Annotated in this window: 12 protein-coding genes; 9 read left to right on the top strand and 3 right to left on the bottom strand. The window is 44.9% G+C overall.

Translation table 11 applies throughout. The features are described from left to right. Positions 1-6: 6 nt before the first annotated feature. Both ACHUFW_RS08580 and ACHUFW_RS08575 read right to left on the bottom strand, forming a co-directional pair. Complete coding sequence (locus ACHUFW_RS08580) at positions 7-1,071, bottom strand: efflux RND transporter periplasmic adaptor subunit (RefSeq protein WP_394202204.1); 1,065 nt, start codon at positions 1,069-1,071, stop codon at positions 7-9. Between the two features lie 888 nt (positions 1,072-1,959). After that, positions 1,960-3,246, bottom strand: coding sequence for a citrate synthase (locus ACHUFW_RS08575; RefSeq protein WP_394202202.1), 1,287 nt, complete (start codon positions 3,244-3,246; stop codon positions 1,960-1,962). Positions 3,247-3,658: 412 nt separating this feature from the next. On the opposite strand from ACHUFW_RS08575, the gene sdhC reads away from it, so the two are divergent. The 8 genes from sdhC to sucD all read left to right on the top strand — a co-directional run bounded on the left by sdhC (position 3,659) and on the right by sucD (position 13,310). Next, on the top strand, positions 3,659-4,054 hold the full coding sequence (gene sdhC, locus ACHUFW_RS08570; protein ID WP_394202200.1) for a succinate dehydrogenase cytochrome b556 subunit: 396 nt from the start codon (positions 3,659-3,661) through the stop codon (positions 4,052-4,054). Then, positions 4,048-4,395: a succinate dehydrogenase, hydrophobic membrane anchor protein gene (sdhD, locus tag ACHUFW_RS08565; RefSeq protein ID WP_394202198.1), complete on the top strand. Its 348-nt coding sequence runs from the start codon at positions 4,048-4,050 to the stop codon at positions 4,393-4,395. The genes sdhC and sdhD overlap by 7 nt, the downstream gene beginning before the upstream one ends. Then, on the top strand, positions 4,396-6,162 hold the full coding sequence (sdhA, locus tag ACHUFW_RS08560) for a succinate dehydrogenase flavoprotein subunit (RefSeq protein WP_394202196.1): 1,767 nt from the start codon (positions 4,396-4,398) through the stop codon (positions 6,160-6,162). A 10-nt stretch (positions 6,163-6,172) separates the two neighbouring features. Continuing rightward, complete coding sequence (locus tag ACHUFW_RS08555) at positions 6,173-6,880, top strand: succinate dehydrogenase iron-sulfur subunit (protein ID WP_394202195.1); 708 nt, start codon at positions 6,173-6,175, stop codon at positions 6,878-6,880. A 247-nt stretch (positions 6,881-7,127) separates the two neighbouring features. Next, positions 7,128-9,947, top strand: a complete 2,820-nt coding sequence (sucA, locus tag ACHUFW_RS08550; protein ID WP_394202193.1) for a 2-oxoglutarate dehydrogenase E1 component — start codon at positions 7,128-7,130, stop codon at positions 9,945-9,947. 32 nt (positions 9,948-9,979) lie between these two features. Further along, on the top strand, positions 9,980-11,170 hold the full coding sequence (gene odhB, locus ACHUFW_RS08545) for a 2-oxoglutarate dehydrogenase complex dihydrolipoyllysine-residue succinyltransferase (protein ID WP_394202192.1): 1,191 nt from the start codon (positions 9,980-9,982) through the stop codon (positions 11,168-11,170). A gap of 101 nt (positions 11,171-11,271) precedes the next feature. Then, positions 11,272-12,438, top strand: a complete 1,167-nt coding sequence (gene sucC, locus ACHUFW_RS08540) for an ADP-forming succinate--CoA ligase subunit beta (protein ID WP_394202190.1) — start codon at positions 11,272-11,274, stop codon at positions 12,436-12,438. Further along, positions 12,438-13,310: a succinate--CoA ligase subunit alpha gene (sucD, locus tag ACHUFW_RS08535; protein WP_394202188.1), complete on the top strand. Its 873-nt coding sequence runs from the start codon at positions 12,438-12,440 to the stop codon at positions 13,308-13,310. Before sucC ends, sucD begins: the two co-directional genes overlap by 1 nt. A 55-nt stretch (positions 13,311-13,365) precedes the next feature. Here the strand turns inward: sucD and ACHUFW_RS08530 are convergent, their stop codons facing one another. Next, positions 13,366-15,006 (bottom strand): FMN-binding glutamate synthase family protein, encoded by a 1,641-nt coding sequence (locus ACHUFW_RS08530; protein ID WP_394202186.1) that lies wholly within the window; start codon positions 15,004-15,006, stop codon positions 13,366-13,368. A gap of 149 nt (positions 15,007-15,155) precedes the next feature. On the opposite strand from ACHUFW_RS08530, the gene ACHUFW_RS08525 reads away from it, so the two are divergent. Continuing rightward, positions 15,156-15,659 (top strand): GNAT family N-acetyltransferase, encoded by a 504-nt coding sequence (locus ACHUFW_RS08525; protein WP_394202185.1) that lies wholly within the window; start codon positions 15,156-15,158, stop codon positions 15,657-15,659. Positions 15,660-15,671: the final 12 nt, after the last annotated feature.

Here is a 15,671-nt window from a genome sequence, read left to right as displayed (position 1 = left end):
TCCCTGCTACTGTTTAGCTGTAGCGATTTGGCTTGCGCCAATCACCTCAACTAACGATTGATCCTTAAGGTTTTGCTGGCCTCTAATGACAATTTGCTCTCCAGCATCGATGCCTGAAACAACCTCCACCGTATCGGCTTCGCGATATCCTAAAGTCACTTCACGGCGTGAGGCATTTTCACCTTCTATGACATACAAGGCATATTGATTGTCTTGGTTAATGACGGCATTGTAAGGAACAGTGATCACATCATTGTGGGTGTCGTAACGTAGCTCGACACGAGTGAACATACCAGCCTTGAGCTTGGCATTTTCGTTAGGGACCGATAGCGTCACTTTAAATGTGCCGCTTTGGGCATCAACTACTGGACTGACTCGCAACACTTTGGCGTTAACGACCTGATCAGTATGCTTATTGGCAAACAGTTGCGCATCTTGTCCCAGGCGTAAACTGGATAGCTGCGCTTCAGGAAGGTGAACGATACCGTATAACTCATCTTGATTGACTACATAAAATAGTTGTTCAAACTCTTTCGCCATGTTACCGGCTTTAACAAAACGAGTTGCGACTACGCCATCGATAGGCGATCGGACCATGCTTTCTTCAACATGCAGTGCGGCAAGATCGCGTTTAGCGATAGCGGCTTGCAAGTTATACTCTAGCTTTGCCATGCTATCGGCGCTGATGAACTCCTTGTTGCTCATTTTTTTCAAGCGATTTAATTCTTGTTCGATAATCTCGACTTCCGCTTGTGAACGAGCCAGATCATAGCGCTGACGTTTAGCATCAATGACAGCCAATAATTGGCCTTTTTGAACACGATCACCTTCTTCTACATTTAATGTTTCTATTAGGCCGGCGATACGGGTAACCACATGGGCTTCTTGCGGTGCTTCTAACGTTGCGGTGGTGCTGTAAAATGAAGAAACATCACCTTGAATGACGGTAGTGGTTTCAACTGGTATAGCGTATTTTTCTTCTTCTTTTACTTGTTCCTCATTACCACAAGCTGAAAGTACAGAAACAAGAAGTAGGGGAAGGGCGATTTTAAATTTTGCAGCAGTATCCATGTGATCATACCTTTTAATATTTAGTCCTGTGCCCTTAATAAGCATGATGTGTGCCAATTATTAATTTTTATTTTTAACAATAGCTTATGAGTGTTTTTGGCATTTGTGCTGGTGGTGGGTTTAACTAAATGTAGTGAAAATGATCACATAGTGTGGATTTTAACGAATGGGTTTGTAAAAGCTTGGCTGCATAAATTTGCAATAAATATTTCTACTTTTTTGTCCAGCATAATGTTTGGTAAAACAGCGAAAACTGAGTGAAATGACAGCAAACAAAGCATCTGCTGGGCGTACTACAAAATTCGATTCGGTCAAATACCTTAACGAGCGGATGATTGAATATAGGTTATCGATATTATTATTCATCCGGTTTGGTGACCAAAAAGGTCAAAATTTCAGTTAAGATTTTGCTAATGGTAAAGATGTTTTACCTCTGCATCGTCAGTGTCGTTTTCAGTTGAAAGCTCGATAAGCTTGTTTGAATTTGTACATTTATTGGTAGGAAAAAGCGTTGAAATACAGTACTGGAAATTAGCTGTTTAATCGGTTTTTAAGGTTTATTGGCGTTAAGCTGAAACTGCTATTTCATAAACCGCTATATCCGCTATATCCGCTATATCCGCTATATCCGCTATATCCGCTATATCCGCTATATCCGCTATAAACGCTACAGTAGTAACAGCCGTTTACATGGAAGGGGTGAGTATGGTTAAAGCGAGCATCAGCTAACTTGTTATTTGCAGGATGAAAGCGCTTGTATAAGGCGTAAACAGCTAGTATCAGGCATGGTTAACAATTTGATGGCGAGAGAGGGTCTCAGTTAAAAAGAGGGTAGAGGCAAATAAAAAAGGCACCCTAAGGTGCCTTTTAGTGAGATAACGCAGTTGCTTATCGCTTATCTAACGGTACGAAAGAGCGGTCATCTGAACCGGTATAAAGCTGACGTGGACGGCTGATCTTGTGACCAGGTTGGTCAAGCATCTCTTTCCAGTGAGCAATCCAACCAACTGTACGTGCTAGTGCAAACAGTACGGTGAACATGCTTGTTGGAATGCCAATCGCTTTCATGATGATACCTGAGTAGAAGTCTACGTTTGGATACAACTTCTTAGACACAAAGTACTCATCTTCAAGCGCGATACGCTCAAGTTCCATAGCGACATCTAATAGTGGATCGTTCACTTTAAGTTCACCAAGTACTTCATGACATGTTTCACGCATCACTTTAGCGCGAGGGTCGAAGTTCTTGTAAACACGGTGACCGAAGCCCATCAGACGGAATGGATCTTCTTTGTCTTTAGCACGAGCAATAAACTCAGGAATACGGTCTACGCTACCGATTTCTTCTAGCATGTTTAAGCAAGCTTCGTTAGCACCGCCGTGAGCAGGGCCCCATAGAGAAGCAATACCAGCAGCAATACACGCAAACGGATTTGCGCCAGAAGAGCCTGATAGACGAACCGTTGACGTTGATGCATTTTGTTCATGATCAGCATGTAGAATAAAGATGCGATCCATGGCGCGTTCAACGATTGGGTTAACCTTATATTCTTCACATGGCACAGCAAACATCATGCTTAGGAAGTTGCCCGCGTAGCTTAGGTCGTTACGTGGGTAGATAAATGGCTGACCGATTGAGTACTTGTAGCACATTGCCGCGATAGTCGGCATTTTAGACACTAAGCGGAAAGCAGCAATTTCGCGGTGGCGTTCATCATTGACGTCTAGTGAGTCCTGATAAAACGCAGAAAGTGCACCAGTTACACCACAAAGCATTGCCATTGGGTGAGCATCACGACGGAAACCTTTGAAGAAGGTTGCCAACTGCTCGTTCACCATAGTGTGGGTTTTTACGGTGTGAACAAATTCATCGTACTGAGCTTTGTTTGGTAACTCTCCATAAAGTAATAGATAACATAGATCTAAATAATCTGATTCAACAGCAAGTTCACCGATAGGGTAACCGCGGTGGGTAAGAATACCTTGAGCGCCATCAATGTATGTGATTGCAGATTCGCAAGAAGCTGTCGCTAAAAATCCTGGGTCAAAGGTAAAGTGACCTTTGCTACCGAGTTTGCTGATGTCAATGACATCAAATCCTGCCGTTCCCTTTTTGATAGGCAGTTCAATCGAGTCGTTCCCTGGCAGTTCCAATTTGGCTATATTATCAGCCATACCCCGTTCTCCTTACTTCATTCTTATGTGAGTGCGGCTTATCAATCGCCCATACTTTACAGTGAATCTAGATCACATTTCAATTTAAATAACCGTTTAAATTCCTTAGACCATGGTCTTAAATTGAGCAAACCCCTTGTCAGAACAGCGTGTTGGCAGATTTTTTTACCAAAAAAACAAAATTTGCATAATGTGACGTTTGTATTTGACATTTGCCGGGCGTATACTTGCATCGGCTCTTAGGAGCTACAAACATTTCAATTCAGTTACCACTTTTTTACATGCTGAATTAGTGCTTTCTTAATTGATTAACTGTTTGTTTAAACTTTTCTTTTGTGGCGAGTTTGTATATTAGCCAAACTGATGTGCAAATTTTGAGCAATAGAGGTTCAAATAACAAAAATAATGCTCAATGGAGCAGAGTGAGCAGAACGTGAAAAAGCAAAGACCTGTCCATTTAGATCTGCAGACCATTCGCTTTCCAGCGACTGCGATTGCGTCAATTCTTCACCGTATCTCCGGTGTCATCATGCTGTTTGCCGTCGGCATTCTTATCTGGTTGCTCAGTGAGTCACTAGCATCCGCCGAGAGTTTCGCAGGCATTCAATCCCTATTTGATAATGTCATCGTTAAGTTCATTGTCTGGGCAATTCTTACCGCACTTGGTTACCACCTTGTGGTTGGCCTACGCCATCTTGTGATGGATGCTGGCTACTGGGAAGAACTTGAGTCAGGAAATGCGTCAGCGAAGGTCGCCTTTGTTATTGCGGCAGCACTATCTATCATTGCGGGGGTTTGGGTATGGTAACAAATGCAGCCAGTCTTGGACGCAGTGGTGTTCATGATTTTATTCTTATACGCGCTAGTGCTGTAATCTTAACCCTATACACTATTTTCTTAGTGGGTTTTATCGCAACTAGTTCTCCTCTCACCTATGACGTATGGCACGGTCTATTCAGTACGCTGCCTATGAAAGTGTTTACACTACTCGCACTAGTTTCAATTCTAGTTCACGCTTGGATTGGTATATGGCAAGTGCTAACTGATTACGTTAAGCCGCTAGCCTTACGTGGTGTACTCCAGTTTGTTTTCGTCGTTACCGCTTTTGCCTATCTAGCAGCGGGCATTACAATTGTGTGGGGTGTCTAAGTGAGTATTCCAGTACGCGAGTTTGATGCTGTAGTTATTGGTGCTGGTGGCGCTGGTATGCGTGCCGCATTACAGATTTCAAAAGAAGGTAAAAGCTGTGCGCTTTTATCAAAAGTTTTCCCAACACGTTCGCACACAGTATCTGCGCAGGGCGGTATTACCGTTGCGCTAGGTAATGCGCACGAAGATCATTGGGAACAACACATGTACGATACCGTAAAAGGTTCTGATTTTATCGGTGACCAAGAAGCGATTGAGTTCATGTGTAAAACGGGTCCAGAAGCGATTATTGAGCTTGAGCAGATGGGACTGCCTTTTTCACGTTTTGAAAATGGTAAGATTTATCAACGTCCTTTCGGTGGCCAATCAAAGAATTTTGGTGGTGAGCAAGCAGCGCGTACCGCTGCGGCAGCGGACCGTACCGGTCACGCATTGTTACACTGCCTATACCAACAAAACGTTAAGCACAAAACTGAGGTTTTCTCTGAGTGGTATGCGTTAGATTTGGTTAAAAACGAAGACGGTGCCATTGTCGGTTGTACAGCAATCGAAATTGAGACCGGCGAAATTGTTTATTTTAAAGCCAAAGCAACCATTCTTGCGACTGGTGGTGCAGGGCGTATCTATGCCTCTACGACCAATGCGCATATTAACACCGGTGATGGTGTTGGTATGGCGATGCGCGCAGGCGTGCAAATGCAAGATATGGAAATGTGGCAGTTCCACCCAACTGGTATTGCCGGTGCAGGTGTTCTGGTGACTGAAGGTTGTCGTGGTGAGGGTGGATACCTTCTTAATAAAGACGGCGAGCGCTTCATGGAGCGTTATGCACCTAATGCTAAAGACTTAGCATCTCGTGACGTTGTTGCACGTTCTATGATGACCGAAATCCGTGAAGGTCGCGGTTTAGATGGTCCACTTGGTCCTCATTGTCTACTTAAGCTTGACCATCTAGGTAAAGAAACATTGGAAGCGCGTCTTCCTGGTGTTTGTGAGTTATCACGTACTTTCGCACATATCGACCCAGCTGATGGCCCGATCCCTGTACTACCAACGTGTCATTACATGATGGGTGGTCTACCTGCTAAAGTGAGCGGACAGGTTGTACGTCAAAACAGCAACGGCGAAGATGAAGATGTTGTTGGTTTATTCGCGGTTGGTGAGATTGCTTGTGTATCAGTACACGGCGCTAACCGCTTAGGCGGAAACTCGTTACTAGATTTGGTGGTATTTGGTCGTGCAGCAGGTCAGCATTTAGGCAAAGCGCTTGATGAAACTGCAACGCCAAAAGATGCTACTGACGCAGACATTGCAAAATCTCTTGAGCGCCTAAACCGTTGGGAAGGCAATAAAGAGGGTGAAGACCCAGCTCAAATTCGTAAAGATTTACAATTATGTATGCAACTAAACTTCTCTGTATTCCGTAGTGGTGATGCGATGGCTGAAGGCTTGAAAGAGCTAAAAGCGATTCGTGAACGTCTGCATAAAGCGAAGTTGTCTGATAACTCAAGTGAGTTCAACACCCAACGTATTGAGTGTCTTGAGCTTGATAACTTGATGGCGACGGCAATTGCAACCGCTTACGCAGCTAATTTCCGTACAGAAAGTCGTGGCGCGCATTCTCGTGAAGACTATCTCGAGCGTGATGATGATAACTGGCTATGTCATAGCTTGTTTGACCCTGAAACCGAGCAAATGTCACGTCGCGCGGTGAACATGGAGCCTAAGCTTCGTGAAGCATTCCCGCCGAAGAAGCGTACCTACTAAGGAATTTGAGATGAATTTGAAGATAGCTGTTTATCGCTATAATCCTGATGTAGACACAAAGCCTTACATGAAGGATTATACATTGGAAGTTGCAGAAGGTACCGATATGATGGTGCTGGATGTACTGATGATGTTGAAAGAACAAGATCCAACGTTAGCGTTTCGTCGTTCATGCCGTGAAGGTGTGTGTGGTAGTGATGGCGTTAACATGAATGGTAAGAATGGCTTGGCATGTATCACGCCTATTTCTACCTTCAAGGGTAAGAAGCTTGAAATTCGCCCGCTACCTGGCATGCCAGTTGTGCGTGATTTGATTGTCGACTTGACCCAGTTCTACAAACAGTATGAAAAAATTAAGCCGTATTTGATTAATGATGACAAAGCGCCAGCGCGTGAGCATCTGCAATCACCTGAAGAGCGTGCCCACTTAGACGGTTTGTATGAGTGTATTATGTGTGCATGTTGTTCAACAGCTTGTCCTTCATTCTGGTGGAACCCAGATAAGTTCATCGGACCAAGTGGCCTGTTACATGCGTATCGATTCTTAATCGATAGCCGTGATACCGCGACTGAAGAGCGTTTATCTGAGCTAGACGATGCCTACAGCGTATTCCGTTGTCACGGCATTATGAACTGTGTGGATGTATGTCCTAAGGGTCTTAATCCAACTAAAGCAATTGGACACATTAAGTCTATGTTGCTTAAGAGAGCAGTATAAATGCAGCAACCCGGGCTAATTTTAATAATCATATAGCTCGTGCTGAGTCACTTCTCTATAAATAGGGAAGTGGCTCTTTTGTGTAATGGAACTACAATAATGCCGTAACTCTGGATTGAAGAGTGCCATATTGACCACAATTGGCCTCTATCGGGCGGCAAATATTTTGCAATATTAGGGCTCAGCCCAACTATTGCATTTTGAAGACTTTGGCTAAACACGTGTATAAAGTTTGAAAGGAATAGAAATGCACCAAGGCATCATGAAAGCCTGGCTCGAATCGTCTCACTTAAGTGGCGCGAACTCGACCTATGTAGAAGAGATGTATGAAGCCTATCAAGAGGACCCTCAGTCAGTTTCACAAGACTGGCAGACGGTATTTGATAACCTCCCTTATGCTAACGGTGCATCTAAAGAAGTACCAGAAGCTGCCCACTCCAAAGTACGAGACTATTTTCGTAGTCTAGCACTCGAAGGCCGTCAAAAGGGTTCTGCCCGCGTGACGGATCCTGAGGTTGATGCTAAACAAGTTAAAGTCCTACAGATGATTAACGCCCACCGTTTCCGTGGTCACCAGAATGCTAATCTGGACCCACTAGGTTTGTGGAACCGTGAGCCAGTATCTGAATTGGACCCAGCCTTCCACGGGTTAACTGACGAAGATATGGAGCGTGAATTCAATACAGGTTCGTTTGCTCATGGTGGTGACACTATGCAGCTACGTGATCTGGTTAAAGCATTGAAGGCCACCTATTGTGGTGCCATCGGTGCAGAATACATGCATATCACCGATACCGAAGAGAAACGTTGGATTCAACAACGTTTGGAGCCGTCCTTAGGTAGAGCTAATTACGATAAATCAGTTAAAACGCGGATTTTGGAAGGACTTAATGCTGCCGAAGGTATGGAAAAATACCTAGGTGCTAAGTTCCCTGGTGCTAAACGTTTCTCACTTGAAGGTGGTGATGCGTTAGTGCCGATGATGCGTGAAATTATCTATCGCGGTGGTCAAGCCGGTACCAAAGAAATGGTTGTTGGTATGGCGCACCGTGGTCGTCTAAACCTATTGATTAATATCTTAGGTAAGAAACCTCAAGAGCTGTTTGATGAATTTGCTGGTAAGCACAATGACGCACTTGGCTCAGGTGATGTGAAGTATCACCAAGGTTTTTCTTCAGATTTTGAAACACCAGGTGGCAATGTTCATTTAGCCTTGGCGTTTAACCCGTCGCATCTTGAAATTGTTAACCCAGTTGTGATGGGCTCTGTACGTGCTCGCCTAGATCGCCGCGGTTGTGATACTGGGTTGCAAGTGATGCCGATTACCATTCATGGTGATAGCGCTATTACTGGTCAAGGTATTGTGCAAGAGACGTTTAACATGTCTCAAACCCGTGCATTTAAAGTCGGTGGTAGCATCCGCATTGTGGTGAATAACCAAGTTGGTTTTACCACTAACCTAACCGAAGATGTGCGCTCAACTGAGTACTGTACTGATATTGCCAAAATGGTACAGGCACCGATTTTCCATGTGAATGCCGACGACCCAGAAGCGGTTGCTTTTGTCGCGCAATTAGCTGTTGATTATCGAAATGAGTTTAAACGTGATGTGGTCATTGATCTTGTTTGTTATCGCCGCCATGGTCATAACGAAGCCGATGAGCCTAGTGCAACTCAGCCATTAATGTATGCCAAGATTAAAAAGCACCCGACGCCGCGTAAGATCTACGCTGATCGCTTGATTGAAGAGTCAACGTTAGCGGCAGATGAAGTCACTTCGATGATTAACGATTATCGTGACGCGCTTGATCATGGTGATTGTGTGGTTAAAGAGTGGCGCCCAATGACGCTGCACTCGGTTGACTGGTCACCGTATATCAACAAAGACTGGGATGATGCTTTTGATGCAACTTTGCCAATGGCTAAGTTAAAAGATCTGGCTCATAAAATTAGTGATGTGCCGGAAGGGCACAAGCTACAGTCTCGTGTTGCAAAGATTTATAAAGATCGCGTGTTAATGGCTAACGGTGAGAAGCTACTCGATTGGGGCTTTGCAGAAACCTTAGCGTATGCTTCTATCTTGGAAGATAAACGCCGCGTGCGTATTACAGGTCAAGATTCTGGCCGTGGTACCTTCTTCCACCGCCATGCGGTATTGCATAATCAAAATGATGCTACGGCTTATTTGCCATTACGTCATATTGCCGATGAGCAAGGTCCAATTGATATTTCTGACTCAGTCTTGTCTGAAGCATCAGTGTTAGCCTTTGAATATGGCTATGCAACAGCAGAGCCTAGCGGCCTAACGATTTGGGAAGCACAATTTGGTGATTTCGCTAACTGTGCCCAAGTGGTTATTGACCAATTCCTTTCTAGTGGTGAGCAAAAGTGGGGCCGTTTATGTGGCCTAACCATGCTGTTACCCCATGGCTATGAAGGTCAAGGTCCTGAGCATTCAAGTGCGCGATTGGAACGTTTCCTACAACTATGTGCTAACCACAACATGCAAGTTTGTGTGCCATCAACGCCAGCACAGGTTTATCACATGTTGCGTCGTCAGGTTGTGCGTCCAATGCGTCGTCCATTAGTGGTTATGTCGCCAAAATCACTGCTACGTCATCCACTTGCGGTATCTAGCATGGAAGAACTAGCTGAAGGCACCTTCCAAAATGTGATTGCCGAAACTGATGATATCGATGCTAGCAAAGTGGATCGTGTGGTGTTCTGTAGCGGTAAAGTTTACTTTGAACTGCTTGAGAAACGTCGCAAAGAGAAAGCTGACAACATTGCATTGGTTCGTGTTGAGCAACTTTATCCATTCCCACATGAGGATATGGAAAAAGTCTTAGCTGACTATCAACATGTTAAAGATTTCGTTTGGTGTCAAGAAGAGCCGCAGAACCAAGGTGCTTGGTACTGTAGCCAACACCACTTCTGGACTGCGATTCCAAATGGCGCAACCCTGACCTATGCCGGACGTGAAGCATCAGCTGCGCCTGCGTGTGGATACCCAGCGTTGCACGCCAAGCAGCAAGAAGCATTGATTAATAGCGCATTAAAACTGTAGTAATAGACAATTTATAAAAAGGATAGTGATCCATGAGTATCGAAATTAAGGTACCCGTACTGCCAGAATCAGTTGCAGATGCAACTATTGCCACATGGCACGTTCAAGCTGGCGAACAAGTTTCTCGTGATCAAAACCTAGTTGATATCGAAACAGATAAAGTGGTTTTAGAAGTTGTTGCACCAGAAGATGGTTCAATTACTGAATTCCTAGCGGAAGAAGGTGACACCGTATTGGCTGAAGCTGTTATCGCTAAATTTGTTGCTGGTGCAGTTGCCGGCCAAGAAGTGACAAAAGCTGAAGCTGAAGCTGCGACACCAGCAGCAGAATCTGCGGATGAGTCAAATGACGCACTAAGCCCATCTGTACGTCGTTTAATCGCTGAGCATAACGTTGATGCTAGCCAAATTAAAGGCACAGGTGTTGGCGGCCGTATTACTAAAGAAGACGTTGAAGCCTTCGTAAAAGCAGCACCTGCTGCGGCACCTGCCGCTGCGCCAGCTGCCGTTGAGCCATTAGCAGAGCGTAGTCAGAAGCGTGTACCGATGACGCGTCTTCGTAAAACGATTGCTAACCGTTTGCTAGAAGCGAAAAACTCGACAGCAATGTTGACGACGTTTAACGAAGTGAACATGAAGCCGATCATGGACATTCGTAAGCAGTACCAAGAAGTATTTGAAAAGCGTCATGGTATTCGTCTTGGCTTTATGTCTTTTTACGTCAAAGCCGTGACCGAAGCACTTAAGCGCTACCCAGAAGTGAATGCTTCAATCGATGGCGATGATATCGTTTATCACAACTACTTTGATGTCAGCATCGCGGTTTCTACTCCTCGTGGTCTTGTCACGCCAGTATTACGTGATACTGACACCATGAGCCTTGCCGATATCGAGCGTAATGTACGTGAGTTGGCCCTAAAAGGCCGTGACGGCAAGTTAACTGTAGATGACATGACTGGCGGTAACTTCACCGTGACAAACGGCGGTGTATTTGGCTCATTGATGTCAACACCTATTTTGAATCTGCCACAAAGTGCCATTTTAGGCATGCACGCGATTAAAGATCGCCCAATGGCAGTGAACGGTCAGGTTGAAATCCTACCGATGATGTACCTAGCACTCTCTTATGACCACCGTATTATCGATGGTCGTGAGTCTGTTGGCTTCTTGGTTGCTATTAAAGACTTCCTCGAAGACCCAACTCGTCTACTACTTGACCTGTAAGACGATGTTGTTTCGATGCTCATCATTAGGTGAGCATCACCCCTCGCTACTAACTCAATAGAGTTGGTTGGATTTGATAAGAAGTATACGGATAGATCATCATGAATTTGCATGAGTATCAGGCAAAAGCCCTATTTGCCGAATATGGTTTACCAGTGTCAGAAGGTTTTGCATGTGATACAGCACAAGAAGCTGTTGAAGCGGCAGGCCGTATTGGCGGAGATATGTGGGTTGTTAAGTGTCAAGTACACGCTGGCGGCCGTGGTAAAGCTGGTGGCGTTAAAGTTACCGGTGATAAAGAAGAGATCAGAGCCTTTGCAGAAAACTGGTTAGGCAAAAATCTTGTAACCTATCAAACAGACGAAAAAGGTCAGCCAGTAGCTAAAATTTTAGTAGAAAGCTGCACCGACATCGCCAATGAACTCTATCTTGGTGCGGTTGTTGACCGTGCTACTCGTCGTGTTGTGTTTATGGCATCGACTGAAGGTGGTGTTGAAATTGAAACTGTGGCTGAAGAAACACCAGAGTTGATCCACAAAGCTATCATCGATCCATTAGCGGGTCCACAGCCTTACCAAGCGCGTGACCTAGGCTTTAAGTTGGGTCTGAACGCAACTCAAATGAAGCAGTTCACTAAAGTATTCATGGGCTTAGCTACCATGTTTAACGACCATGATTTCGCTTTGCTTGAAATCAACCCATTAGTGATCACTGATGAAGGTAACATTCACTGTCTTGACGGTAAAATTGGTATCGATGGCAACGCGTTGTTCCGTCAACCAAAAATCCGCGACATGCACGATCCATCACAAGATGATGCACGTGAAGCGCACGCTGCAAAATTTGAGCTTAACTATGTTGCACTAGATGGCAACGTGGGTTGCATGGTAAACGGTGCAGGCCTAGCAATGGGCACCATGGATATCGTTAACCTACACGGTGGTAAGCCTGCTAACTTCCTAGACGTTGGTGGCGGTGCGACCAAAGAGCGTGTAGCTGAAGCATTTAAGATCATTCTATCTGACGATAACGTTAAAGCGGTTCTAGTGAACATCTTTGGTGGTATTGTTCGTTGTGACATGATCGCAGAAGGTATCATTGGCGCAGTTAAAGAAGTGGGTGTTGAAGTCCCAGTTGTTGTGCGTCTAGAAGGTACTAACGCTGATTTAGGTCGTGAAGTGCTAGCTAACTCTGACTTAGATATTATCGCTGCTACAAGTCTAACTGACGCGGCCGAGCAAGTAGTTAAAGCTGCGGAGGGCAAATAATGTCTGTATTAATTAACAAAGACACCAAAGTTATCTGCCAAGGTTTCACTGGCGGTCAAGGTACATTCCACTCAGAGCAAGCCATTGCCTATGGTACGCAAATGGTTGGTGGTGTATCACCAGGTAAAGGCGGTCAAACGCACTTAGGTCTTCCTGTGTTTAACACAGTAAAAGACGCAGTCGCTGAAACAGGTGCAACTGCCTCTGTTATCTATGTACCTGCACCTTTCTGTAAAGACGCTATCTTGGAAGCTATTGACGGTGGCATCGAGCTAATCGTATGTATTACCGAAGGTATTCCTACTCTAGATATGCTTCAGGTTAAAGTTAAGCTTGAAGAAACTGGCGTACGCATGATTGGTCCAAACTGCCCAGGTGTTATCACTCCGGGTGAATGTAAGATTGGTATTATGCCAGGTCACATTCACAAGCCAGGTAAAGTTGGTATTGTTTCACGCTCTGGTACGTTAACGTACGAAGCGGTTAAGCAAACCACTGATGAAGGCTTCGGTCAGTCTACTTGTGTTGGTATTGGTGGTGACCCAATCCCAGGCACTAACTTCATCGACGTATTGGAAATGTTCCAAAACGATCCACAAACAGAAGCGATCGTCATGATCGGTGAAATTGGTGGTACTGCTGAAGAAGAAGCGGCTGAGTACATCAAAGCAAACGTGACTAAACCTGTTGTGTCATACATTGCAGGTGTTACTGCACCTGCTGGTAAGCGTATGGGTCACGCTGGTGCAATTATCGCAGGCGGTAAAGGTACTGCTGAAGATAAGTTTGCAGCACTAGAAGCGGCAGGCGTGAGCACTGTTCGCTCACTTGCTGATATCGGCAAAGCACTGCGTACTAAAACTGGCTGGTAATTAGCGAGTTAATTAAAAAAGGCGCTCTTATGGCGCCTTTTTTATGGGCGGTTATCTAATGTTGTTTGAATTCAGCTGGCGATAACACATAGGTGTCTTCACAGTAATATTGCTCTGCACTGCAACTGTTCCACCATGTTGACCAGGCCTGATCTGGGATATTACCTTCTAGTAAAGCATTAGGTTTAAGCGGTTCTATTAAGCTTGTTGAAGAAATAAGCAGTCCGTAAGGCGAGCGACGTTTGATCATTTGTGCGGTTAGTTTGGCGGGATCATCTAGCCCCATACTACCGACAAGCTCATAAAAGCTTTTGAGGGTATTACTATGGAAGTTTTTAACTCTCATGCCCTTATCCTCAACATTCACAGCTTTGGAGCGGGCGGGATCTTGAGTAGCAATGCCAGTGGGGCATAAATTGGTGTTGCAGTGGCGCGACTGAATGCAGCCTAACGCTAGCATCATGGTTCTTGCTGCATTGACAATGTCAGCGCCAGCGGCAATTTTGGTTAAAATATCAAAGCTAGATGCGGTTTTACCTGAAGCAATAATACGAATCTTATCCCTAAGCCCGGTTCCAACTAGCACGTTATGCACAAAATATACCCCCTCTAAGCAGACCATCCCCAAGCGATTACTAAACTCAACGGGTGCCGCACCAGTTCCACCTTCAGCACCATCTACGGTGATGAAGTCTGGATAGATATCGGTTTCGAGCATGGCTTTGCAGATTGCCATAAACTCAGCAGGGTTACCTACGCAGAGTTTAAAGCCAATGGGTTTGCCTTGACTGAGTTGACGTAAGGTGGCGACAAAGTTAAGCAGGTCTTTAGGAGAAGTACATTGTGGATTGACTGCTGGTGATACACAGTCTCGTTCTGTTGAAATATGGCGAATAGCGGCAATTTCTTCGGTAATCTTTGCTTTAGGTAATACCCCTCCGTGACCTGGCTTGGCGCCTTGGCTTAATTTTATTTCTATCATTTTGATTTCTGGGCGGTTAGCCATTGCACTAAATCGTTCACGATGGAAGTTACCATCATCATCACGACAGCCAAAGAGGCCGGAGCCTATCTGCCAAACAATATCTCCACCATGTTTTAAATGGTATGGACTCGCACTACCTTCACCTGTGTTGTGATAACAACCTGCAAGCTTAGCGCCTAAATTGAGTGCTTCAATGGCATTAGCGCTTAGCGAGCCGTAACTCATTGCTGAGATGTTTAAATAAGAAGCGGAATAAGGCTGCTGACATTTCGCGCCGCCTATGGTGACACGTTTTGCCTCGGGGCTGATCTCTTTTGGCGCTAAGGAATGCCAAAGACTTAAGTAATTTTCTTCTAATAAATCGCGCTGGGTACCAAAGGCGATAGTATCACGGACATTTTTAGCGCGTTGGTAAACCAACGAGCGCTGTTCACGGTTAAATGGCCGCTCTTCGGTATCATTGGCAATAAAGTATTGCTGGATTTCTACTCGATAGGATTCTAAAAAATAGCGAATGTAGGCGACCACGGGATAGAGTCGATTGAGAGTGTGAGGGCTATGTTTGATATCATAGTAACCCACAACAGAATAGGCCACGGTAAAGCACAATATGATGGCGCTGAGTGTGCCTCCTATCGAAGTGTACCAAAACAGGGCTATTGCGTTGCCGAGCGTCGCAATGAGCCAAAATACCTTTTGCATGATCGTCATAAAACCTCCGTGTGTGCCGTGCAAAGAACGTAAGGGCTTGTTGATTATATGGTGATTGTTTACTTTGTCGTTAGTTGTTTGAAAATAATTGCAAACTATATGTAATTCACTCACAGTAGTTGCGGATGTGATGAAAAGGGGAGGGGACAATGCAAATCGCAGAAACACAGAGATTGATTATTCGTCAGTTTACTGAGGATGATATTCCCGCTCTTTATGATATGAACCGCGACCCTAAAATACTCACTTATATACCGACGCCAGCGATGACCGACATACGTCAAGCTCGGGTGTTGTTTAATGAAGTGATTTTGCCGGAGTATGCATCAAGAGGCTATGCACGATGGGCGGTCGAGCATAAGGCGGATAAACGCGTGATTGGGTTTTGTGGTCCTAGATTCATTGAGGAGTTTAATGAAGTTGAGCTAGGGTATCGCTATTTTCCTAAATATTGGGGACAAGGAATTGGCGTTGAGGCTGCTAATGCGGCGTTAGATCAGTTTCATCGCTTCGGTATTGGCGAAACCATCGCGTTAATCATTAAGGGCAATGATGCTTCTGAGAAGGTGGCACAAAAGGTCGGTATGGGTTTTAGAGAAATGTCGACGTTTATGGGCCACGATGTCAAAGTGTATTTTAAGCAGTTAACTTGAGTTGTTGGGTTC

The sequence above is a fragment of the Shewanella waksmanii genome (assembly GCF_043643685.1).
Taxonomy (GTDB): domain Bacteria; phylum Pseudomonadota; class Gammaproteobacteria; order Enterobacterales; family Shewanellaceae; genus Shewanella; species Shewanella waksmanii_A.
This window is presented reverse-complemented; position numbering and strand designations above follow the sequence as displayed.

Excerpts from the sequence above, each read along its gene's own strand:
- ACHUFW_RS08580 (WP_394202204.1), bottom strand. The coding sequence starts at position 1,071 with ATGGATACTGCTGCAAAATTTAAAATCGCCCTTCCCCTACTTCTTGTT.
- ACHUFW_RS08575 (WP_394202202.1), bottom strand. The coding sequence starts at position 3,246 with ATGGCTGATAATATAGCCAAATTGGAACTGCCAGGGAACGACTCGATT.
- sdhC (WP_394202200.1), top strand. The coding sequence starts at position 3,659 with ATGGAGCAGAGTGAGCAGAACGTGAAAAAGCAAAGACCTGTCCATTTA.
- sdhD (WP_394202198.1), top strand. The coding sequence starts at position 4,048 with ATGGTAACAAATGCAGCCAGTCTTGGACGCAGTGGTGTTCATGATTTT.
- ACHUFW_RS08555 (WP_394202195.1), top strand. The coding sequence starts at position 6,173 with ATGAATTTGAAGATAGCTGTTTATCGCTATAATCCTGATGTAGACACA.
- sucA (WP_394202193.1), top strand. The coding sequence starts at position 7,128 with ATGCACCAAGGCATCATGAAAGCCTGGCTCGAATCGTCTCACTTAAGT.
- odhB (WP_394202192.1), top strand. The coding sequence starts at position 9,980 with ATGAGTATCGAAATTAAGGTACCCGTACTGCCAGAATCAGTTGCAGAT.
- sucC (WP_394202190.1), top strand. The coding sequence starts at position 11,272 with ATGAATTTGCATGAGTATCAGGCAAAAGCCCTATTTGCCGAATATGGT.
- sucD (WP_394202188.1), top strand. The coding sequence starts at position 12,438 with ATGTCTGTATTAATTAACAAAGACACCAAAGTTATCTGCCAAGGTTTC.
- ACHUFW_RS08530 (WP_394202186.1), bottom strand. The coding sequence starts at position 15,006 with ATGACGATCATGCAAAAGGTATTTTGGCTCATTGCGACGCTCGGCAAC.
- ACHUFW_RS08525 (WP_394202185.1), top strand. The coding sequence starts at position 15,156 with ATGCAAATCGCAGAAACACAGAGATTGATTATTCGTCAGTTTACTGAG.